The organism is Paenibacillus jamilae (assembly GCF_050482105.1).
Classification (GTDB): domain Bacteria; phylum Bacillota; class Bacilli; order Paenibacillales; family Paenibacillaceae; genus Paenibacillus; species Paenibacillus jamilae_B.
Window position 1 is genome coordinate 56,810 of record NZ_JBCNHI010000005.1, and the last position, 22,849, is coordinate 79,658.

General features: G+C 50.1%; 15 protein-coding genes. 14 read left to right on the top strand and 1 reads right to left on the bottom strand.

Annotated elements, in window-relative coordinates:
• Nucleotides 1-53: 53 nt before the first annotated feature.
• The 8 genes from ABEW32_RS04035 to ABEW32_RS04070 all read left to right on the top strand — a co-directional run bounded on the left by ABEW32_RS04035 (nucleotide 54) and on the right by ABEW32_RS04070 (nucleotide 6,717).
• The gene (locus ABEW32_RS04035; RefSeq protein ID WP_430184928.1) at nucleotides 54-1,250 is read left to right on the top strand and encodes an NAD(P)-dependent malic enzyme; all 1,197 of its coding nucleotides are present in this window, start codon (nucleotides 54-56) and stop codon (nucleotides 1,248-1,250) included.
• Nucleotides 1,251-1,435: 185 nt separating this feature from the next.
• Entirely contained in the window at nucleotides 1,436-1,810 is a 375-nt protein-coding gene (locus tag ABEW32_RS04040) for a hypothetical protein (RefSeq protein ID WP_430184930.1), read from the top strand.
• A gap of 24 nt (nucleotides 1,811-1,834) precedes the next feature.
• Nucleotides 1,835-2,020, top strand: coding sequence for a YfhD family protein (locus ABEW32_RS04045; protein WP_430184932.1), 186 nt, complete (start codon nucleotides 1,835-1,837; stop codon nucleotides 2,018-2,020).
• 227 nt (nucleotides 2,021-2,247) lie between these two features.
• Nucleotides 2,248-3,213, top strand: coding sequence for a 50S ribosomal protein L11 methyltransferase (prmA, locus tag ABEW32_RS04050; RefSeq protein WP_430184934.1), 966 nt, complete (start codon nucleotides 2,248-2,250; stop codon nucleotides 3,211-3,213).
• A 2-nt stretch (nucleotides 3,214-3,215) separates the two neighbouring features.
• Entirely contained in the window at nucleotides 3,216-3,908 is a 693-nt protein-coding gene (locus ABEW32_RS04055) for a site-2 protease family protein (RefSeq protein WP_430184936.1), read from the top strand.
• A gap of 159 nt (nucleotides 3,909-4,067) precedes the next feature.
• Complete coding sequence (locus tag ABEW32_RS04060; RefSeq protein ID WP_430184938.1) at nucleotides 4,068-4,832, top strand: 16S rRNA (uracil(1498)-N(3))-methyltransferase; 765 nt, start codon at nucleotides 4,068-4,070, stop codon at nucleotides 4,830-4,832.
• Between the two features lies 1 nt (nucleotide 4,833).
• Complete coding sequence (mtaB, locus tag ABEW32_RS04065) at nucleotides 4,834-6,177, top strand: tRNA (N(6)-L-threonylcarbamoyladenosine(37)-C(2))-methylthiotransferase MtaB (RefSeq protein WP_430184939.1); 1,344 nt, start codon at nucleotides 4,834-4,836, stop codon at nucleotides 6,175-6,177.
• Between the two features lie 105 nt (nucleotides 6,178-6,282).
• A complete protein-coding gene (locus tag ABEW32_RS04070; RefSeq protein WP_430184941.1) occupies nucleotides 6,283-6,717 on the top strand; it encodes an NUDIX hydrolase in 435 nt (144 codons plus the stop codon).
• Here the strand turns inward: ABEW32_RS04070 and ABEW32_RS04075 are convergent.
• Nucleotides 6,707-7,729, bottom strand: coding sequence for a Na/Pi cotransporter family protein (locus ABEW32_RS04075; protein ID WP_430184943.1), 1,023 nt, complete (start codon nucleotides 7,727-7,729; stop codon nucleotides 6,707-6,709). The genes ABEW32_RS04070 and ABEW32_RS04075 overlap by 11 nt on opposite strands.
• A gap of 351 nt (nucleotides 7,730-8,080) precedes the next feature.
• Here ABEW32_RS04075 and ABEW32_RS04080 point away from each other — a divergent pair, with 351 nt between their 5' ends.
• The 6 genes from ABEW32_RS04080 to ABEW32_RS04105 all read left to right on the top strand — a co-directional run bounded on the left by ABEW32_RS04080 (nucleotide 8,081) and on the right by ABEW32_RS04105 (nucleotide 22,537).
• Complete coding sequence (locus ABEW32_RS04080; protein ID WP_430184945.1) at nucleotides 8,081-9,460, top strand: class I SAM-dependent rRNA methyltransferase; 1,380 nt, start codon at nucleotides 8,081-8,083, stop codon at nucleotides 9,458-9,460.
• A 240-nt stretch (nucleotides 9,461-9,700) separates the two neighbouring features.
• A complete protein-coding gene (gene addB, locus ABEW32_RS04085) occupies nucleotides 9,701-13,261 on the top strand; it encodes a helicase-exonuclease AddAB subunit AddB (RefSeq protein WP_430184947.1) in 3,561 nt (1,186 codons plus the stop codon).
• Complete coding sequence (gene addA, locus ABEW32_RS04090; protein ID WP_430184948.1) at nucleotides 13,258-17,277, top strand: helicase-exonuclease AddAB subunit AddA; 4,020 nt, start codon at nucleotides 13,258-13,260, stop codon at nucleotides 17,275-17,277. The genes addB and addA overlap by 4 nt, the downstream gene beginning before the upstream one ends.
• A 28-nt stretch (nucleotides 17,278-17,305) precedes the next feature.
• Nucleotides 17,306-18,490 carry an exonuclease SbcCD subunit D gene (locus ABEW32_RS04095; RefSeq protein ID WP_430184950.1) on the top strand — a complete coding sequence of 395 codons (1,185 nt, stop codon included), beginning with the start codon at nucleotides 17,306-17,308 and terminating at the stop codon, nucleotides 18,488-18,490.
• The gene (locus tag ABEW32_RS04100) at nucleotides 18,487-21,882 is read left to right on the top strand and encodes an AAA family ATPase (protein WP_430184952.1); all 3,396 of its coding nucleotides are present in this window, start codon (nucleotides 18,487-18,489) and stop codon (nucleotides 21,880-21,882) included. The genes ABEW32_RS04095 and ABEW32_RS04100 overlap by 4 nt, the downstream gene beginning before the upstream one ends.
• A 262-nt stretch (nucleotides 21,883-22,144) precedes the next feature.
• Nucleotides 22,145-22,537, top strand: coding sequence for a hypothetical protein (locus ABEW32_RS04105; RefSeq protein WP_430184954.1), 393 nt, complete (start codon nucleotides 22,145-22,147; stop codon nucleotides 22,535-22,537).
• Nucleotides 22,538-22,849: the final 312 nt, after the last annotated feature.

Consider the following 22,849-nt stretch of genomic DNA (forward strand, 5'->3'; position numbering starts at 1 on the left):
ACCAAGCTATAAAATCCATATTTAAATACAGTCCTGAAAGGATGGAGAAAAATATGAGCAGTTTAATAGATGAAATTCGAGAATTACACGAAGGCGGCAAAATGGAGACCTTACCCAAGCAGCGAATTGAAACGATGGAGGGGCTGTCCAAAGTTTATACGCCGGGTGTGGCCCAAATTTGCATGGAAATTGCCAATGACCCAGCCAAAGCGTTCCAATTAACGATCAAAAAAAATACAGTAGCGGTCGTATCAGATGGGACAGCGGTACTTGGATTAGGGGATATCGGACCGGAGGCTGCTATGCCTGTCATGGAAGGTAAAGCAGTGCTGTTTAAACAATTTGCAGGTGTCGATGCATTCCCGATTTGTCTCAATACGAAGGACCCAGATGAGATTGTTCAAATTGTCAAAATGATCGCCCCTGCATTTGGCGGCATTAACTTGGAGGACATTTCCTCACCGCGCTGTTTTGAGATCGAGAGACGGTTGAAGCAAGAACTCGACATTCCAGTATTTCATGATGATCAGCATGGTACGGCAGTTGTGGTATTAGCGGGTTTGGTTAATGCCCTAAAGGTGTGCGGCAAAAAAATGGAAGATGTCAAAGTAGTATTTGCCGGTATCGGTGCAGCAGGTATGGCCTGCTCCCGCATGCTGCTCAAGGCAGGGGTACGCAATCTGATTGGGGTGGATCGGCAAGGAGCCATTCACCGTGATGTGGAATACAGTAATCCGCATTGGACAGAGTATGCGAATATGACTAACCCGCACAATCTAAGTGGAAGTTTATCCGAGGTGATTGTGGGAGCTGACGTGTTCATCGGGGTGTCGGGTCCAGATATACTGACTGTGGAAGACATACAGAGCATGGCAGCTGATCCTATAGTGTTCGCCATGGCGAATCCGCAGCCAGAAATTGATCCGGCTATAGCCTTACCTTATGTGCGTGTGCTTGCTACCGGACGCTCTGATTTTCCTAACCAGATTAATAATGTGTTGTGCTTCCCGGGAATTTTTCGGGGTGCTCTGGATTGTCATGCCAAGACGATTAACGAGGAAATGAAACTGGCAGCCGGGCTTGCAATTGCTGATGCGATTTGTCCTGAGGAGCTAAGTGAAACTTATATCATACCGGATGTTTTCAATCCGAAAGTGGTTCAAAAGGTGCGGGATGCTGTTATTCGCGCAGCATGGGAGACAGGAGTAGCCCTCTCAGGTGAAGCTCCAGCTGCTACTTTACATCCGTAAAAGTTATGTTCTTCACAAACTTTAATCCACTGTTTTAACCTGCTGTTCTTGATAACCCCTGTGCCTGTATCTGTTTAGCTTTCGTGGAGAATATAAAGTCTTGCCAATGAGCAGGATATAACAAAGCGTAACGATGATGTTCTCAAACAAGAGTTGCGCTCAATACTACACAGGGAGATTTTGGGATGGGCGAAAAAAATATTTTGGCGTATTTCAAAAGTCCTGAGGAAGCACAGGGAGCCGCGAGAAAACTAGAAGCACTCCGGGTAACGGATATGTCGATAGATCGTTTTAGCCGGTATCCGCGGCAGTCTACGGGCAACGCCGGACTGCCTGTGTTTTCGGGACAAATTAGCAGCTTGTCCTCACTCACACAGGGCGTGGATTTTACAGATGCGTCTCCTGCGATACTGGCTGCGGCTGATCCGTCTGCCAGCGGAATGAGCGATGGGGGACAAGGTGGACCGACGGGCCGCGATATCTTGTTGACTGCGGTGGTGGATGAATCCATTCATCATCAGGCGATGTCCATTGTGGAACAAGCGGGTGGAATGCTGTGAAAAGTTTGGAAGGAGCAGTGACAGATGCCGACAAACAAACGATTTGATAAAGTGCTGACCAAAACCGAGAAAATTAAACGTATGCAGTCTGCCAAAAACGAGGATGTTGAGTTCTCGGCAGAGCAGGCAGATGCTGAGGATCTGGAAGCGATCCGGCGTAGTGAATTAGCTGACCGCCGTCAGCAGCGTATCATAATCGACAACCAGTAAAATACAATAAGGCGGGTATCCCACCTAAAAAAGGTGACTTGGGGATAGCCCGTCTTATTTATGTTTTTCCCATGTTCTATTCATTCGTAGATTTATATCAGGGTGGTAGGCGTAACACTAGCAATATAATCGAATATTGACTTTGTCATACTAGCTTTTTTGAACTCCTATGCGAGTATATAGTACAATGTAATGTATGCATGTGAAATGAGGAGGAAATGTAAACCATGTTGTGGAATGAAATTACAATACATACAAGCGAGGAAGCCATCGAAATGATTTCGAATTTTCTGCACGAAGCAGGTGCAGGAGGGGTTTCCATTGAAGAATCCGGTTCACTCAACAAGCCGCGGGATACGTCTTATGGACAGTGGTACGACCGCCCTTTGAACGATATTCCTGAAGGACAAGCAATCATCAAAGGCTATTTTGCCGAAGAAGTGGACATGGACAGCGTGCGTGCACAAATTGAGCCGCGAGTTGAACAATTGAGAACATTTGATATTGATCCTGGAGAGGTTCAGTATGAGCTGAAAACGGTCAACGAGGATGATTGGGCTAATGCCTGGAAGCAATATTTCAAGCCTTTACGTGTATCGGATCGTTTGACCATCAAACCGACTTGGGAAGAGTATGAGCCTGCGAGTGAAGATGAAAAAATTATTGAGCTTGATCCGGGTATGGCCTTCGGCACTGGAACACATCCGACGACGTCCCTGTGTCTGAGAACGCTGGAATCCGTGATTCAGGGTGGAGAAGAAGTCATTGATGTTGGTACGGGCTCAGGTATCTTAGCGATTGGAGCTGTAAAGCTGGGAGCAAAGCATGTACTTGCCTTGGATCTTGACCCGGTAGCGGTATCCAGTGCGCGTGAAAATACGCGTTTGAACGAACTGGAGGAGCGCATCACCATTAAAGAAAGCGATTTGCTCTCCGTGCTTAATGCAAGCGATCCAACGCTGGGTATTCAACTGCCAGTCAAGCTGGTGGTAGCTAATATTTTAGCCGAGATCATTTTGCTGTTCATTGATGATGTATATAATGCCCTACAGCCAGGCGGTATTTATATTGCTTCAGGAATTTGGAAGAACAAAGAAGAGGCTGTCGAAACCGCATTGAAAGCTGCTGGCTTTGAAATTGCTGAAATCAACCGAGATGAAGATTGGCTGGCGTTTGTAGCGAGAAAGAGGTAAGCATGGATTTTTTACAAAGTATTTTTCGTGTAAATTTAAATGTCCTTCCATTTTACTTGTTGGCTGTGATCATATCGTTTACGGTGCATGAATTTGCGCATGCGTATTATGCCAATAAATTTGGTGATCCTACGGCCAAGCTGCTTGGGCGCGTGACTTTAAATCCGGCAGTTCATATTGATCTGCTGGGTACGCTGCTGCTGTTGATCGGAGGCTTTGGCTGGGCCAAGCCAGTTCCGGTTAATCGTGACAATTTTAGCCGTCCGCGCCTCATGGGCATTATCGTATCAGCTGCTGGTCCGCTGAGTAATCTGCTGCTTGCATTTGTGACGACGCTGATCTATGCTGTGCTCCTTCATTTTCAAGTATTGCCGGGAATGGAGAACCAGCGGGTGGCACAGGCAATCTATTTGTTTATCAATGCGCTGATCAATTTAAATCTGTTTTTGTTTATCTTTAATTTGATCCCACTGCCTCCACTCGATGGTTACCGGATTGTGGAGGATATAGCTCCGACTCCTGTGCGCCGCAAGCTTCAGCACTTTGAGCAATGGTCGATCTTTATTTTTCTGCTTATACTGGTAATTCCGCAGGTACGAGCTGTAACGATTGAACCTCTATATACGCTGTCTCAGATGATTTATATACAGTTTTTGCAGTTCTCTTTTTACATTACTGGATTGTTCGGAGCCTAAGGGCTCCTTTTTTTTACGAGAATCGGTATAACGTGAACGGAAGAGGGAACAGACTGGTCATAGAGGAGCAAAAGATGATATGATGGTGCTTGGTGATTTATTCGGAATTTGTACGGAGCGTTAATGGATAATAGTTATTTTTAGAATAGGTGTGAGAGAATGCAGCGTTATTTTATTCCAGCAGAGCAATTTCTAGAAGATCACGTAATTGTTACGGGTGAGGACGCACGGCATATTGCCAAAGTCATGCGCGGCCGTAGTGGCGACAAAATTATAGTCAGTGACGGGGTATCCAGGGAAGCGCTGGCTGCATTGGATACGATTGAGCAGGATCATGTGAAAGCGACGATTATTGAACCGCTGGAGATGACCTCTGAACCGTATGTTCAGATCACCATCGCGCAGAGTCTTCCTAAAGGGGACAAGATGGAGACGGTGATGCAAAAATGTACGGAAATCGGAGCCACTGGGTTCGTACCGTTTTTATCCGAGCGTACAGTTGTGCAATATGATGCCAAAAAGGAAGGCAAGCGACTGGAGCGTTGGCGCAAAATTGTGAAGGAAGCGGCTGAGCAAAGCCATCGCAATCGGATTCCCGAAATTAGTGCACCCCTGACGTGGAAAGAACTTCTGGCTTCTTTTGCTGGGTATGATTTGATATGTTATTGTTATGAAAAAGAACAGGGGCAGCAGCTACGGGATGTAATCCGCCCTTTCGCAGGACAATGGGCGTCCACCGACAAGCCGCGTGTGCTGGTGGTGGTAGGCCCGGAAGGCGGCTTTACTGAAGCGGAAAGCCTGGAGGCCGAGCAGGCCGGGGCGCAGTCTACAGGACTGGGAAGACGTATTTTACGTGCGGAAACCGCAGGTATGGTTGCATTGGCATGCATTTTATATGAGACAGGAGAAATGGGAGGGGTTTAATATGCCGTCAGTGGCATTTTATACATTAGGCTGCAAGGTAAACTTTTATGATACAGAAGCGATCTGGCAGCTGTTCAAAAAAGAAGGTTATGAGCAGGTGGATTTTGACGAGCAGACTGCTGATGTCTATTTAATTAATACATGTACGGTTACGAATACCGGTGACAAAAAGAGCCGTCAGATCATTCGTCGCGCGATTCGCCGAAATCCAGATGCCATTGTGGCAGTGACGGGCTGTTACGCTCAAACATCTCCAGCCGAAATTATGGATATTCCAGGTGTTGATCTTGTTATTGGTACGCAGGATCGAGATAAGATTATTCCTTTTGTGAAGGAGATCCAAGAGTCGCGTCAACCCGTAAACGCTGTGCGTAATATAATGAAGACCCGTGTGTTTGAGGAAATGGATGTGCCTGATTTTGCTCATCATACCCGTGCGTTTCTAAAAATTCAGGATGGCTGTAATAACTTCTGCACCTTCTGTATTATCCCGTGGTCGCGGGGCTTATCCCGCAGCCGTGATGCCGCAAGCATTATTACACAGGCGCGTCAGCTGGTGCACGCAGGCTACAAGGAAATCGTACTCACGGGTATCCATACGGGTGGTTATGGCGACGATATGGATAATTATGATCTGTCCGATTTGCTGTGGGACCTGGAGAAAGTGGAAGGGCTGGAACGTATCCGTATTAGCTCCATTGAAGCCAGCCAGATTGATGAAAAAATGCTGGATGTGCTGAAACGCTCTAATAAGCTGGTTCGTCATTTCCATATACCGCTGCAAGCAGGGGACGATACAGTGTTGAAACGGATGCGCCGCAAGTACACGACAGAAGAGTTTTATAACAAAATGCTTATGATTCGGAAGGCAATGCCGGATGTAGCGATTACAACAGATATTATTGTCGGTTTCCCTGGGGAAACGGACGAAATGTACCGCAATGGCTATGAGCTGATGAAAAAAATCGGGTTTTCGGAGATGCACGTATTCCCGTATTCCAAGCGTACTGGTACGCCTGCGGCACGTATGGAGGATCAGGTAGACGAGGACGTAAAAAATGCACGTGTGCGTGAACTGATTGAACTGTCAGAGCAAATGCAGCTGGCATATGCTGAGAAGTTTGTTGGTCAGGTGCTGGAGGTTATTCCTGAAGTAGCCCCTAAAGGGACAGAAGATAGTGGTATACTTTACGGTTATAGTGACAATTACATTCAACTGGTGTTTGAAGGTAGTCAGGATCTGGTTGGCAAGGTATGTCGCGTGAAGCTGACAAAGGCGGGCGTTAATGAAAGCGAAGGCCAATTGGTCCGCGTATTGGAGAATGGGCTGCAAACAGCTTTGTAAAACAAAAAAGAGCCTGAATAGGCAATAGCGATGGTCAACAAGGATTTCGCCTTTCCTTACAGAGAGGACGGAATCCTTGTTGCGCAAGGAAAGGAGATTACAGGAATGGCGGCAAAAAAGGAAATTTCGGCAGGTGGCGTAGTATTTCGCAAACAGGGAGAGCAGCTTGAAATTCAGCTGATTACCGACCGATATGGCAAGATATCTTTGGCTAAAGGCAAAATGGAGCCAGGTGAAACAATCGAACAAACCGCGTTACGTGAAATTCGTGAGGAAACAGGGCTGAACGGACGGATTATTCAGCATGTGGATATGATTGCTTATACGTACCAGCACCCTGAGTATGGGGAAGTGGACAAGGAAGTTCATTATTATCTCGTAGAGGCACTGGATGGGAATTTACAGGCACAGATTGAAGAAATCAAAGGCGTCGCGTGGCATACGCCCGAAGAAGCATGGCGTCTTCAGCGTCAAGGTGGATATGATAACAATGATGTCATTTTGAGCAAGGCGCTGTCCATACTAGGAATTAACGTTTAGTCCTAGGGAGGGACATCCGCTCCTCTATACGAGTCCATACAGGTAAATAGCAGAGGGGCAAGGCAAGCAGAGAACTGATGACGTTAAACAAGGTTTGGGCGTGCGCTACCTTGGCCCCGGGTTCAGTAGATATCCAGGCCGCGGCCATATCTAGCCCGGGGATCAACGGCATAAAGAGCAATGCCCCGCCTACGTTCAGTAATACGTGGGACCAGGCCACAAATTTGCCAGTCACGCTGCCGCCAACAGCGGCAATCAGGGCAGTCACGCAGGTGCCTACATTGGAGCCGATGACGATGGCGATCCCTACATCAACTGGTAAGGCACCCGCAGCAGCAAGGCTGATTGCCATACCGATGACGGCTGCGCTGCTGTGAACCAATGCGGTCAGGCAGGCTCCAGCAGCGAAGGCCCACCACATGTTGGCTGCAGCGTGCTCAAGAAACCAGCGGAATAGTCCGGCCTGTTCAATCCAGGGCCCGACAGTTTGCATCACGCGGATGCCTGCCAGAATGAGCGAAAATCCAGCAAAGACGAGGCTGATAAATTGTACAGCCTGTGGACGGCTAAGCCCATTGGAGCTGGATGAGGCTCCGGCAGATGCATACTGGCGGCTGGCGACTGTTTCGCCCCACAGGACGGCAATGCCCCAGCAGAGCAGTGATCCACATAGCAACGGAACGGCCAGCTTGCCGAGCTGGAGGCCCATCAGCTCGGTCGTCAGGCAAGTGCCAATATTGGTGCCAAGAATGATGCCGAGCGTGCGACCGTAGGTCAACAGCCCGGCGTTGACCAGTCCGATCGTCAGCACCGTTACGGCGGTGCTGCTTTGCAGTAGAGCGGTAATGCCTGAGCTGAACAGCATCCCCCGCCAAGGGGAAACGGTAGCCCGATTCAGCCAGCGGGTAAGGAAGGGGCCAGCCAAATGCCGGAGGGCAGCTTCCATCAGCTTCATTCCGCCTAAAAAAATAAGCAGCCCACCGCACAGCGGGAGTATAACATGTATAAACACGGGCATAGCCCCCCTTTTTATAAGGTAATTTAATGAATTGTTTTTGACGTTTACCGAAGCATGTTGATTCTTACACAGTAACGCTAAAGCGCTTATGTAACAGCCTATGATCTACCGAGGACAGCCATGACAAGCATGGTCGAGCTGCTCTCTTACGGAACGATAATTTTGTAGTATCTACACAATCTTTAAAAGCGTGATGTCGATATAAAGGTGGGCAGTAGCGAAACGGTTCATTTGGATCTGGAGAAGTGAGAGTGATCGTAAGACCAAATGAACCGCGGAGCCGCGTTCCTATCGAACAAAACGTTTTTATCACTATGAGTAATCCAAGAATAGGAGTGAAGGATTTTGCCTTCAGTAATATTAGAACGCAGCCGTAAAAAAAGGCTGGAGCAAGCACACCCTTGGGTGTTTAAAAATGAAATAGCTAAGGTTGAGGGAGAGCCAGAAGCTGGTGGTTTGGTCAACATTCTGAACCATCAGGGACGTTATTTGGCGACAGGCTACTATAATACTGCTTCGCAAATTACAGTGCGTGTGGTGTCCTATGAACCGCTGGAAGTGATGGACCAAAGTTTCTTCGCCCAACGTTTCCGCAATTGCTTGGAGCATCGCGAACGCTTTGTGACCGGAGGAAACGCTTATCGCTTGGTGTACGGCGAGGCTGATTTTTTGCCTGGGCTGATTGTAGACCGTTTTGGTGATATGTTGGTCGTTCAGCTGTTAACGCTTGGCATGGATCGGCGCAGGGAAGAAATCAGAGATGCGCTTGTTGAAGTAATGGGACCAGTTGGTATCTATGAGCGTAGTGATGTACCCATCCGTGAGCTGGAAGGTTTGGAGCAGACGAAGGGTCCTTTGTACGGTGATTGCCCGCGTCATGTGGTGGTTACAGAAAATGGCTTACAAATCAAGGTCGATATTGTAGAGGGCCAGAAGACAGGCTATTTCTTTGACCAGCGTGAAAATCGTGCGGCCATTGCGCCGTTGATGACAGGTTGGGGAGCGCGTAGCGGAATAACGTTGCAGGAAGTTGCTGTAAACCCAGGAGATGACGGCACAACAGCCATGAAGCCTGTGAATAAAAGTGGTAAGGTGGTTGAGTTCCCATTCTGGGACGGTGCAACCGTATTGGAATGTTTTTCACATACAGGTAGCTTTACGCTCAATGCTTGTAAACATGGTGCGAAAAAGGTAACTTGTCTGGATATTTCTGAACATGCGATTGAAAGTGCTCGCGATAATGTGAAGCTGAATGGTTTTGAGGATCGTGTCGAGTTTGTCGTCGACGATGCTTTTCAATATTTGCGTAATCAGGTTAAAGGTGTGGAGGAACGTGCTGCGCGAGCGGGCGGCAAAGGAGATACCTCCAAGCCACTGACTGCAGGGGGTGGACGTACCTTTGACGTGGTTATCCTCGATCCGCCAGCTTTTGCCAAAACGAAGAATGCTGTTAAAGGAGCTATACGTGGATATAAGGATATCAACCTTCACGGAATGAAGCTCGTCAATGAGGGCGGATATTTGGTGACAGCGAGCTGTTCGTTCCATATGCGACCGGAGCTGTTTTTGGACACGATTAAGGAAGCGGCGGCAGATGCTGGGAAGATCCTTCGATTGGTAGATTGGAGAGCAGCGGGTAAGGACCATCCTCAAATTTTAGGTGTAGAGGAAGGCCATTATTTGAAATTTGCCATCTTTGAGGTACGCAGCCGGACACAGCTGTAGAATCTCTAGCATGTCACAGTTAATCGACGTATAGGCGATAAAGATAAATAGGTGAAACAAATTCACTTTTAGCATGAATCAGTCCTGCAGAAAAAGGCTTGCACCAAGCCAACCTGCGGGACTGTTTGCTTTTTGAGAAGAGACCAATTGCTACAACATGGCAAACGTACGTTCTTTTCTCCTTTGCCTGATATGCTATACTGTTTAATAGATTGTGTTGGTTGGAAAGGAGGCCGCATCATGTCGGTCCGCTTATTGATTGGCCGCTCTGGTAGTGGTAAAAGCACGTTAATCCGCAATGAAATGACGTCTATGTTACGCGAGGAGCCGCTAGGTAAGCCCATGCTGCTACTTGTACCGGAGCAATCGTCATTTGCTTCAGAGCATGCATTGCTTACAGAAGCCGGAAACGGTATTCAAGGGTCGGTGCGCGCCCAGGTGATGGGATTCCATCGTCTTGCCTATTTAGTCATGCAGGAAACAGGAGGTTCAGCACTGGTGCCTGTAACTGAAGAAGGCAAGAAGATGCTTTTATATAAAATTATTCGTCGTCGCAAGGATGAACTGAGTTTATTTAAGGATTCGGGAGACCAGCTCGGTTTTGTGGATCGGTTGAATACGTTATTTACAGAGCTAAAGCAGTACGGAAATGCTGCTCACTCTGTACCGGAGCAACTGGAGAGAATGCATGCTGCGGGGGAGTCGACTCCGATATTGAGAGGTAAACTCAAGGATATCAGTCTAATCTATGAGGATTTTGAACGGGAGCTGACGCTTAAATATATCGATGGTGAAGATACGCTTCGCATGCTGACAGAACAGATTGCACAGTCTTCCCTCGTGCACGGAGCAGACATTTGGCTGGATGGCTACCGGAGGTTTACACCGCATGAATACAAGGTGGTGGAGCAGCTTATGCTGCACGCCTCTTCGCTGACAGTGGCCCTGACCTGTAACCGCAGCTACGAAAGCGGACAGCTCCCGCATGAGCTGGATTTGTTTCATCCCTCAGCGGCTACCTACGTCAAGCTTAAAGGAATGGCAGAGGAGCTGATGATTGAAACGCAGACACAGATATTACGCCCCGATCCGATGCCGAGATTTAAGGAACGTCCAGCGTTGGCGTATTTGGAAGCTAATTTCGAACATCGTACAGGGCTGCGGAATCAGGGACAACGGCTGCAGCAGCTGCGAGAGCAATGGGCAGATACACAACCAGAGGGCATAAAACTGCATGCTGCGGCAAATCGCCGTGCCGAGCTGGAAGGAGCCGTACGCGAAATGCGCCGTCTGGCCCGCGAAGAGGGCGCACGCTATCGGGAGATGGCCCTGTTTGTGCGTCATATTGAAGATTATGAGCCATGGGTGGAGCCGATATTCAAGCAATATCAGGTCCCGGTATTTTTGGATCAGCGGAGAAGTATACTTCATCATCCCTTAGTGGAATTTATCCGGGCCTCACTGGATATCGTGCAGCGACGCTGGCGATACGAGGATGTATTTCGTGCGGTCAAAACAGACCTTCTATTGCCGCTGGACGGTCGAGTCACCCGCGAGCAGATGGACCGTCTGGAAAACTATGTGCTGGCCTGCGGCATACAAGGCAGTCGTTGGACAGATGGTCGGGCGTGGCAGGCTGTGCCTAGTTTGTCACTGGAGCTGGAGGAACAGGAACGTAACCGTCAACGGGATGAAACGCTGGATTTGATGGAGTTGTGCCGAGATGTGATTGTGACGCCTTTACATGCCTTTGAGAAGCGTATAGGGAAGGCAAGAACGGCGCTTGAGAAGAGCGAAGCCGTATATCTGTTGCTGGAAGATGCGGAAATCGGTCAAAAGCTGGACGCCTTCATTCATCAGGCAGAGGAAGCTGGAAATCCTGAGCAGGCGAAGGAGCACCGTCAAGTATGGGATGCGGTGCTTGAACTGCTGGATCAAATCGTCGAAATGATGGGTGATGAGCGACTGGATACTGCTTTGTTTGCGGGTGTGCTGGAAACGGGATTGGCTGAGTTCCGTATGGGACTTGTTCCACCGGCTCTGGATCAGGTGCTCGTCGGAAACACAGACCGTACGCGTGTATCCGGTATTCAACATGCCTTTGTGCTAGGGATGAATGAAGGTGTAATGCCAGCTGTGTTCCATGAGGATGGTGTGCTGAACGAGCAGGAACGTACGGCATTAAACGAACAAGGAGTAGACCTGGCGCCAGATATGACAAGACGTCTGTTGGACGAACGGTTTCTTGCATATACGGCCCTTACCTCTGCGGGTAAGAGCCTGTGGATGAGCTATGCAGTGACTGATGAAGAAGGCAAGCCGTTGCTGCCGTCAGAGTTAGTGCGACATGTGCGGCAACTGGTTCCTGGTCTAGAGGAACGTCCACTGGCCGGATACCCTTTGCCTGGAGATGCTTGGATGACGCAATGGGAGTATGCTTCCCATCCGTCTGAGGCTTTGCCGCAGCTCATTGCGCAATTACGTCATTGGCGTCGTGGCGGTGATATTTTACCTTCCTGGTGGGCGGTATATAACTGGTATGCCAGCCAGCAGGGACGTGAGAAGGACAAGCTGCGTCAGCTGTTGACCTCACTTTTTTACGAGAATCATGCCGAAATGCAGAAGGAAACGAGTCGCCGTCTGTATGGCAGCAAGCTGCGTACCAGTGTATCCCGGATGGAACGTTTTGTCGCATGTCCATTTTCTCACTTTGCCTCTCACGGTCTTCGTTTGAAGGAACGTCAAATGTATCGTCTGAAGGCTCCGGATATCGGACAATTATTCCATGCAGCGCTTGGTGAGATGGCGATTAATCTGCGTGAACGCAATGTCAGCTGGGGAAGCCTTACTACTGAGGAATGTCGCCAAGAGGCAGAAAGTACGGTGGAGCGTCTCGCTCCTCGTCTGCAAGGCGAGATTTTAATGAGCTCCAAGCGGTATGGCTATATTTTACGCAAGTTAAAAGACATCGTGAGCCGTGCTTCGTTAATTTTGGGTGAACATGCACGTAGAGGTAGCTTTGAGCCAATTGGACTGGAGTTGGACTTTGGACCGGGTCAGCCGCTTCCTCCATTAAGCTTTCGGTTAGATAACGGTGTCGTGATGGAAATTGTCGGACGGATTGACCGCGTGGATGTGGCAGAGGGCGAAAAAGGATTGCTTTTGCGTGTCATTGATTACAAGTCCAGCCAAAAGGATCTTAAGCTGCATGAGGTGTATTATGGGTTGTCCCTGCAAATGCTCACGTACCTGGACGTGCTGCTGAATGCGGCGGAGGAATGGTTGGGTGAGACTGCTTATCCGGCGGGTACACTGTATTTTCACGTCCACAATCCGATGCTGCAATCGCCTAACGGTCTTAGCGCAGAACAGGCTCGTCAGGAGCTTTTAAAACGTTTTAAGATGAAGGGATTATTGCTTGCGGATCGGGATGTAGTTGGGCAAATGGATACGGCATTGGACAAGGGTTATTCCTCCATTTTACCTGTTGCGGTGAAAGCAGACGGCAGTTTTTATAGCAGTGCTTCCGTTGCTTCGCCTGAACAGTGGGATAGTCTGTTAGCGTCGGTGCGTAACAATATTCGGACGATTGGGACACGGATGACAGAGGGCGATGTTGCCATTGAACCATATCGTATCCAGCAAGAGACGGCATGTACCTTCTGCTCCTTTAAGCCTGTATGTCAATTTGACGATAGTCTGGAAGGCAGTGGTTACAATCAATGGATTAAACCGGGGAAGGATCAGGTCTGGGATCTGCTCGGTCATACACAGGAAGGGAAAGGAGGGATGAAGCAATGATAAGCATATCAAACGCTAAAGGCATACCGAAACCAGAAGGAAGCATGTGGAGCGATGATCAGTGGCGTGCCATTTCGGAATCCGGTAACAACATGCTGGTTGCGGCAGCCGCGGGGTCTGGTAAAACAGCGGTGCTCGTCGAGCGTATTATTCGCAAAATTGTCGATCCCCAGCTCGGCTTCAGTGTGGATCGGTTGCTGGTGGCGACCTTTACCAAGGCTGCAGCCGCTGAAATGCGCCAACGGATACGCGAAGCGCTGGAACGTGTACTGGAACAGGAACCGGAAAGTGAACATGTGCGTCGCCAGCTATCGTTGTTGAATCGGGCCTCGATTACGACGCTTCACTCTTTTTGTATGGAGGTCATCCGCAGGCATTATCAGGCCATTCCTCTTGATCCCGGCTTTCGGATTATGAATGAGCATGAAACTGAATTGTTGCGTCAGGAGCTTCTGGAAGAACTGTTTGAGGAAAAATATGAGCTTCATGATGAAGGCAGTACATTCCGCAGACTGGTCGACTGGTTTAGTGGAGAACGCACGGATGATGCGATGTATGTACTTGTTCAACGGCTGTACGATTTTTCGCAGAGCCATCCTTGGCCGGAGCATTGGCTGCGGGAGACGGCAGCAGCATTTCGTGTACAGGATGTAGCTGCCTTGGGGGAGACTCCCTGGGTGCGCAGTATTTTGGCGGATGCTGCCCTGTCGTTACGCGGAGCAGCGAGTTTGCTGGAACAGGCGCATGAAACAGCTATACTGCCCGGTGGTCCCGCACCCTATGCGGTGACGCTGCAAGAAGATGCGGCGATGGTGAAGGAATTGCTGCAGGAGCTGGAGACACAGCCGTGGGCATCCCTGTATGATCATTTTCAGACTGCGTCTTTTGGTAAGCTCAAGCCAGTCAAAAAAGATCAAACCGAACCTGCCTTGCAGGAACGGGTTAAGACGCTACGCGAGGCCGCCAAAAAAATGATTACCGATATGAAGGCTTCCCTATTCGGTAGGAGAGCAGAAGCTTATTTGGAGGAATTGCATGCAACGGCTCCTCTGATGGACGAACTGGTGGAAACCGTGATTGCTTTCGGGGAACGATTTCAACAGCACAAGCAGTCAAAAGGATTGGTGGATTTCGGGGATTTGGAGCATTATTGTCTAAAGATATTAAGACATCCTGACTCTACTCCGTACAAGCTGTTACCTTCCGATGCTGCACTTGAATACAAGTCGCAGTTCGACGAGGTGCTGCTGGATGAGTACCAAGATACGAATACCGTACAGGAAGATATCGTTAGGCTGGTATCACGTGAGGAACCGGGTAACCGTTTTATGGTGGGAGACGTGAAACAGAGTATTTATCGGTTTCGACTGGCAGAGCCGGGACTGTTTTTGAATAAGTATCAACGGTACGGTATGCAGGAGCAGGAAGATGGCTTTTTAATTGATCTGGCGCGTAATTTTCGCAGTCGGGAGGAAGTTGTCGATGCGGTCAATTTGGTATTCCGTCAGATTATGAGTGTGGATGTGGCGGAAATTGAGTACGATGAGCGAGCGTGGCTTGTACATGGCGCGTCCTATCCCGAAAAGACAGAGCAGGACGCCACATCTGCATACGCACCTGAGCTGCTGTTAGTTGATAAAGGCGGACGTGGTTTTTCCGATGATTCAGAGTTGTCTGAAACGGGGGACGAATCGACTTTACAGGAAAGTGAGCTGGCCGAGCTTGTGGAGCTCGAAACGGCACAGTTAGAAGCTCGGGCGATTGCGCAACGGATCAAGGAGCTGACGGGAGATAACGGACAACCACTGTTGGTTTACGACCGGGGATTAAAAGCGATGCGTCCAGCAGTCTACGGTGATATTGTCATTTTGCTTCGCTCAGCAAGCGTATGGGCTCCCTTAATTGTCGAGGAGCTGCGGCTTGAAGGCATTCCGGCCTCTGGAGAGCAGACGACAGGCTTTTTTAAGGCAACGGAAGTTGAGGTGATGTTGTCCCTCCTGCACATTATTGATAATCCGCAGCAGGATATCCCGCTGGCATCTGTGCTTCGTTCGCCAATTGTCGGTTTGACCGAAGATGAACTGGCACAAATACGGCTGGAGAAGCCGGATGGATTGTTTTATGATGCATTGCTGGCGGCGGCAGAGACCGAACATGTTGAGGGGAACGCACAAGAAATCTCTGCTGACGTTATGGAGATGGATCTTTTCACTGAGGACTTGCTATCTTCACCTGACCCAGTCCATAGAAATGACGGGAATACGTTGTCTGCCCGGCTACGTTCATTTTTGCGTAATTTGGACGCATGGCGGCAGGAAGCCAGACAAGGCAGCTTAAGTATATTGATTTGGAATGTGCTGGAGGAAACAGGATATCTGGATTGGGTGGGTGGACTGCCTGGCGGTTCACAGCGTCAAAGCAACCTAAGGGCCTTATATGACCGAGCAAGACAGTATGAGACTTCCACATCCAACCGAGGCTTGTTCCGATTCCTGACCTTTATTTCCCGTCTGCGGGAGCGAGGCGGTGATTTAGGATCGATCAGCGGGGGGGCTGAACCTGATCAGGCTGTCCGCATTATGACCATTCATAAAAGTAAAGGGCTTGAATTTCCTGTCGTATTTATTGCGGGGACGGCAAAAATGTTCAATCAACAGGATCTGAATGCACCGTTTCTTATGCACAAGGAGTTAGGATTTGGTCCTAAATATGTGGAGGAACACAACCGTGTCAGCTACCCTACACTGCCTAATTTAGCGATTCGTCGACGCTCACAACTGGAGCTATTGGCTGAGGAAATGCGGGTGCTATACGTAGCGCTTACGCGTCCACGTGAAAAGCTGATTATGACCGGAACTGTGAAGGATCTCGCTTCCCGTGCAGCGGGTTGGGCACGTGTGAAGGAGCATACGGATACAGTATTACCAGACTATATGCTGGCGGCAGGCCGCAGCTATCTGGACTGGGTAGGCCCTGCATTAATTCGGCTTCCCCCTGCTGTTTCGCTGAGGGAAGCGGCAGGGGAACAGGATGGGTACTATCACAGGCTGGAGCACATGCCGGGGGCAGACTGGTTATTTAAAATCGTAGCCTCAGAAACACTTTCTGGCTCTCGTGTGAACCCGGATCGTGAAGAAGAGGTGTCGGCCGAAGATCGTCAAAAGAAAACAGAAGCACTGAGAAATGCGGAACTAATCGAATTGAACGAAGAGAGTGAAACGGATATTGCTGCGGCTCTTTCCTGGAACTACCCATATGAACGGGCGGGCAAGACAGCAGCCAATACATCGGTTACGGAGATGAAAAGATGGCTGGAGATGCAGGAGACGGGATCGGACGATTGGCTAAATCTATCTTCTATCTCCCAACAAGCAAACTTACCAGAAGATCGTGAAAATTCTGACAGTGGGGGCAGTCAATTACATCTGCGCCGACCTAAGTTTATGGGCAATCAGCGACTGACTCCTACGGAACGAGGGACGGTCTATCATACGTTGCTGCTGCATTTGCCCCTAGATGGAGTAATGAGTGCTGAGGTTATCGAGGAAACAAAGGCTCGTTTGCTGAATCAACGTATCTTACTGGATGTTCATGCAAAGGCGCTGGATACGAATAAAATATTACGGTTTTTCTCTAGTGAGCTAGGGGAGAGATTGCTGGGTTCATCCCGTATTCAGCGTGAGCTTCCGTTTACTTATACCATGCGGGCAACCGATTACTGGAACCACAGCTTACCCGCAGTGCTGCCAGAACAGAACACAGTTACGGAAGACGGGCAGGGCGATAAAGTGCTAATGAACGGGATCATTGACTGTCTGTTTGAAACTCCCGAAGGGCTTGTGCTGCTGGATTATAAAACAGACCGGATAACCGAATATCGTACGCCGTCACATTTAACGGACCAATATCGTTTTCAATTGGAGCTGTATGCCCGTGTGATTGAAGAGATTACAGGCAAAAAGGTTGCTGAGAAATGGTTGTATTTTATAGAAGCTGGAGAGAGTGTACAGCTGTAGTTATATAGATAGGGAGAGGGGGAGTAGCATGCGAATTTTGCACACAGGGGATTGGCACTTGGGCCGCACGCTGGAAGGGCGCAGCCGTCTGAAGGAGCAGGAGGCGTTTTTGGAAGAATTGGTAAAAATGGCTGATGATCAGCAGGCGGATTTGATTATGATGGCTGGGGATGTGTACGACTCAGTCAATCCTTCGGCTGCCGCAGAGCAATTGTTTTATGAAGCCTCTGCGCGCCTTGCGGCTGGAGGAAGACCGCTAGTGGTCATTGCTGGCAACCATGATCAGCCAGAAAGGGTAGCCTCGGTCACGCCGCTGGTGAGTGGGCGCGGAATTACATTGCTGGGATTGCCTCACGGGGAAGCAGTGCGTGTCCATACACCGCGAACAGGTGAAATGGCATGTATTGCAGCCTTGCCATATCCCTCCGAGTCTCGTCTGAATGAGCTATTGTCTGAAGACGGAGATGAAACCATATTACGCGAGGCATATAGCCGTCGTGTTGGGATGCTGATGTCGCAGCTGGGTACAGCGTTTCGACCCGATACTGTTAATTTGTCGATGAGCCATATTTATGTGCTTGGCGGGCTGGAGTCGGATTCGGAACGCCCGATTCAGGTCGGGGGAGCCTATACCGTAGATCCGTCTGCTTTAAGCATTGGGGCACAGTATACGGCTCTGGGGCATTTGCATCGTCCCCAATATGTGAAGGGCGATGGGCTGATGCGTTATAGTGGCTCTCCGCTGGCGTATAGCTTTTCCGAAGCTGGACAAGCCAAATCGGTTACGTTAATTGACGTGATTGCCGGCAAGCCAGCACAGGTTGAAGAGCTGTATATTACCAGTGGACGCCCATTAGTAAGGTGGAGAGCACGGGGAGGTCTGGAGGAAGTATATCACTGGCTGGATGAAGGCTTGGATGCGGATGCCTTTATTGACTTGGAAATTACGCTGGATGAAGCAATGTCAATGGGGGATATTCAGCGGCTACGCAAAAGCCGTGAAGGCATCATTCATATTCGCCCTGTGTACCCGGAAATGGCTGCAGCACAGTTGGAACATCAGCGTTCAGAATTGCCGGTGCATGAGCTGTTTCGGGCGTTTTACCAACGACAGACGGGCGGAGCACAGCCGGATGACGGATTAGTACAGCTGTTTCTGGAACTGGTAGAACAGGATGATGCAAGAGACCATGCTGAGGAGGATGAAGTATGAAACCGATCCTTCTGAAACTGGCAGGGTTGCAAAGCTACCGGGAGTCGCAGGAAATTCGCTTTGATGATTTGACCGAAACGGGACTGTTCGGAATCTTTGGTCCAACGGGTAGCGGTAAATCAACGTTGCTGGATGCCATTACGTTGGCTATGTACGGTAAAGTGGAACGGGCGGTGAATGGTACACAAGGCATTATGAACCATGCTGAGGATACGTTGTCTGTAGCATTTACGTTTGAATTGATGTCAGCTCAAGGACCCCGCCGTTACCGCGTAGAAAGACGTTTCAAACGTTCAGGAGGCGTATCGGTCAATAATACGCTTAGCCGTTTTATTGCATACACAGAAGATGGCGAGGAAGTGCTTGCCGATAAGGTACAGGATGTGACACGCTGTGTGGAGGAATATATTGGCCTGAAAATGGACGATTTTACACGCGCTGTCGTATTGCCGCAGGGGAAGTTTGCGGAATTTTTGTCCTTAAAGGGCAGTGAACGCAGACAGATGCTGCAGCGCTTGTTCCATCTGGAGAAGTACGGAGATCAACTTGCTCAGAAGCTGAGCCGCCGTGTGAAGGACAACGACATCGCCCTGAAAGCGCTGGAAGCAGAGCAACAGGGGCTGGGGGATGCGAGTGCTGAAGCGCTTGAGCTTGTAAAGCTGCGTCTCAAGGAAGCGATTGCCCATGCAGAGACTTCACGCAGCGAGCTAGAGCGTGTTTCGCGGGAAGCGGAGACGCTGAACAAAACACGGGAGCTAGTCATTGAATTTAGCCAAAGAGCGAGCGAGCTGGAGGAGATGGCAAGACAGGAGTCAGGCATTGCTTTGCTGGAGCGCAAGCTGCGACAAGCATCTGCAGCGGAGGCGTTGCTGCCTGCAATGACGGATTGGAAGGAAGCCGTTGCTGATGCAGACAAACGGCAAAAGAATGCTGAACAGATGGCAGTCCAGGCTGCCTCAGCAGCGGAGGCAGCGCTTGTATCTGTGCAAGCAGATGAGCAGGCGCGACAAGCACTCAGTGCTGAAGAACCAAAGCTATTGCTTCGGATTGACCAATTGGAGCAGGCACTTCAACTGGAACGTGATACGGAAATGCTGCGGACCGAAAGAGAACGTTTGGCAGCCGAATTGGTGCATAGCGAACAAACCCTTGCGGAGCATACGGCAGGTCTAGCGAAGGAACAGGAGTTACAGACACGAGGTTTGAAACGGCAGCAGGAGCTTCAACAGGAGCTTAAGCAAAACGAAGTTCGGGCTGATGAGCGGCGTATACTGCAAGAGGCAATGCAGCGATTGCAACAACTGGAGACTGCGCATGAGCAGTGGCGGGAAGCTGAACAGGAGTATTTAGCTCAGGAGAAACGTCATGCGCTAGCAGACGAACGTCTAAAGCTAACGGAGCAGGAGACACAGGAGACCGAGGCACGACGTTCTGTCCTTGCTGCACAGGCGGCTGAAGGCATTGAGGCGTTGCTGGCGCTGGAGTCGGAAATTACAGCCGACGTGTCGGCACTGGCTGCCGAGGAGGAGCAGCTGCGTCACGAGCTCCGTGCCGAGGAGTTCGGGCGTCTCGCACAGCACCTCGCTGCCGAACTGCGTGAAGGAGAGCCATGTGCAGTGTGCGGCTCTCTGCATCACCCCGCACCTGCTGCTATGGCGGCTCATAGTGCGGATTCCGCTGCGCCAGATGAGCTGCACCGTCTGCGGCTCGGTTTACAGGAGCTGCATCTCACGCTGCGCCAGCAGCTGCACGAGCAGCGCAGCTTGTTGGCGCAGCCTACCGCCCCTGACAGCGGCGCTGCCGCCACGGGCGAGCCAATTACGCCCGATGCAGCGCCAATTGCGCCGCGTGGTGTCGCTGCATGGGCGGAGCGCTGTGCAGCGCTGGAGCGAGCTGCGGCTGAGCTGGCAGCTCGCGCGCATACGCTGCCTGCCGAGGCACAGGCATTGCGTGAGGCAGACACCGCCGGACAGCAGCGGCGTATCCGTGCAGCCGCCGAGCAGGAAGCGGCTGTTGCAGCACTGGCGCAGGCGCGGACCAAGCGCGCAGCCTGCACCACGCGCAGCGAGGGGCTGCGCGCCGAATGGACGGCGCAACTGCCGGATGTCGGTCCGGACCAAGCTGCGGAGCGTTACCGCGCCATGCAGGAGCGCGACCGGCGTGCGGAAGAGCTGCGATCCCGGCTGGAGACGAGCGTGACCTTCCTCGAAGAAAAGGCAGCGCGTGTACAGCAGATACAGCAAAGCATCATCGAAGAAGACAAAATCATTATTGCCCGTCGAACAGGGCTGCAAAGCAAAGATGATTTGCTGCGTGAAAAGCTAGAACAGCTCCGAAAGTGGGTCGGAGAAGGCCAGGCAGCTTCATTGCTGGAAGAAGCGGCCTCACGCTTGTCCGGACTGAAAGACGGAGCCGAAGCTGCTGCACGCCGCCGTACCGAAGCGGAAGAACGCAAGCAGCAGGCTGTTCATGCTTCACTGATAGCGCGGCAGGCCTCCGACTCGGCAGAAGAAAGACGGCAGACGGCAGAATCCCGTTGGGAGACCCGTCTGGAAGCTTCCTCTTTTACTACAGAAGCAGAGGTCATGGAATGCTGCTTGGGACCGGAAGAAGTCGCACGCTATGAGCGTGAAGTGAATTTGCACCGGGAACGGGAGAAGGAGCTGTCTTCCCGTTTAAAGCATGTCGAAGAGCAGTTGAATGGAGCAACAGTAACAGAGGAACAGTGGGAAACGACCACTGCGAGGCTGCGTGATTGCCGTGCACGCGACGAAGAGGCGCTTCAGAACCGTGCCAAGGCTGAGCGTGATTTAGAGGACTTGCAGCGTCGGCACGTCCGCTGGATGGAGCTGGAGTCCAATCGTATACACCTGCGTAGTGAGGCAGAGAAAATGTCAAAGCTCCAGTCTGTTTTTCGCGGTAATGCCTTCGTTGAATATATTGCCGAGGAGCAGCTTATGCAGGTCAGTCAATCCGCTTCACGTCGTCTGCGTTTTCTGACCAAGCAGCGCTATGCGCTAGAAGTAGATTCTAGCGGTGGCTTTATCATTAGTGATGATGCCAACGGTGGAGTCAAACGTCCGGTTTCGACTTTGTCGGGCGGCGAAACGTTCCTGACCTCACTGTCGCTTGCGCTTGCGCTATCGGCTCAAATTCAATTGCGGGGCCAATACCCTCTTCAATTTTTCTTTCTGGATGAAGGTTTTGGTACGTTGGACCCTGAACTGCTTGACACAGTGATCACCTCATTGGAGAAGCTGCACCACGATCAACTATCTGTTGGGGTGATTAGCCATGTACCCGAATTGCGGGCCCGTCTCCCGCGCAAGCTGGTTGTCCTGCCTGCAGAGCAGGCAGGAGGAGGCTCGCGTGTAGTTATGGAAACATTTTGAAATAATGTGATGCAGGTCACAGATACAGTTTCAAACTGTTGTTATAATACAGCTAAGCCGACAAGTTAATCATACAGCACCCCGGCGGACGTATGCTGAGGAAGAAGTCTTCCCGTCATACGTCCGTTCAGAGGGGCTCTGCCAAGAGCTCCCGGGGTGCTTCTTTTTTTTTGCAAGCCGGAATTCGCCCAAATTGATGTAGCACATAGCCCGTTTCTGAATAACATACGGTATACATGCAAGAGCCTAGGAGGAAACAACCATGGAAAAAAGCATGCCAACCGAAAATGTTATAGCCCCGCAACAAATGGATGCCAAAACACTATGTCAGCAGCATATGCATCGTTATGTATGTGTATGGGTAAAGGATGGAACAACGTATGACGGAATTGTAGAGCATGTGGATGATGAAAAGATATACTTAGCTGTTCCAATGGGTGGAGAAGAAGTGGAGAATGTAAATCTCCCCTATCCGCCTAACAATTGTGGATGTGGCTCCCGTGCTTTTGGCGGCTATGCACCTTATTCTCCGTATTTTTATCCTTATCCGGTCCCCGCTTATGCGTACGGTTTCCCATACGGACGTCGCCGCTTTAATCGTTTGGTTCTGCCACTTGCCGCGTTGACAGCAATTAGCTTACTGCCTTACTATTAAACCAATTTTTTAGTTGCCTGACCATCGCTCTGCTCTCTCCCGCTTTTAGCTCTTGTACCGTACAAGTGGCTCTATAGCGCATCCATACATTATTACTAAGTAAGGCTGTTTCTTCCAGTATGAAGAAACAGCCTCTTTTTCACATCTGTGCTCTCAAAATATGAATGGGGGCTATAAGGTTACGACCTTTAGCGAGGTACGATGTTTTATAAATGGCAACTGTATGGGTACAGTTTAATGAAAAGAGGTATCCTGTTAATCTATAAACCATGTTAACATCAAGCGTGTACAGAAATATAAGAAGGAAAAGGT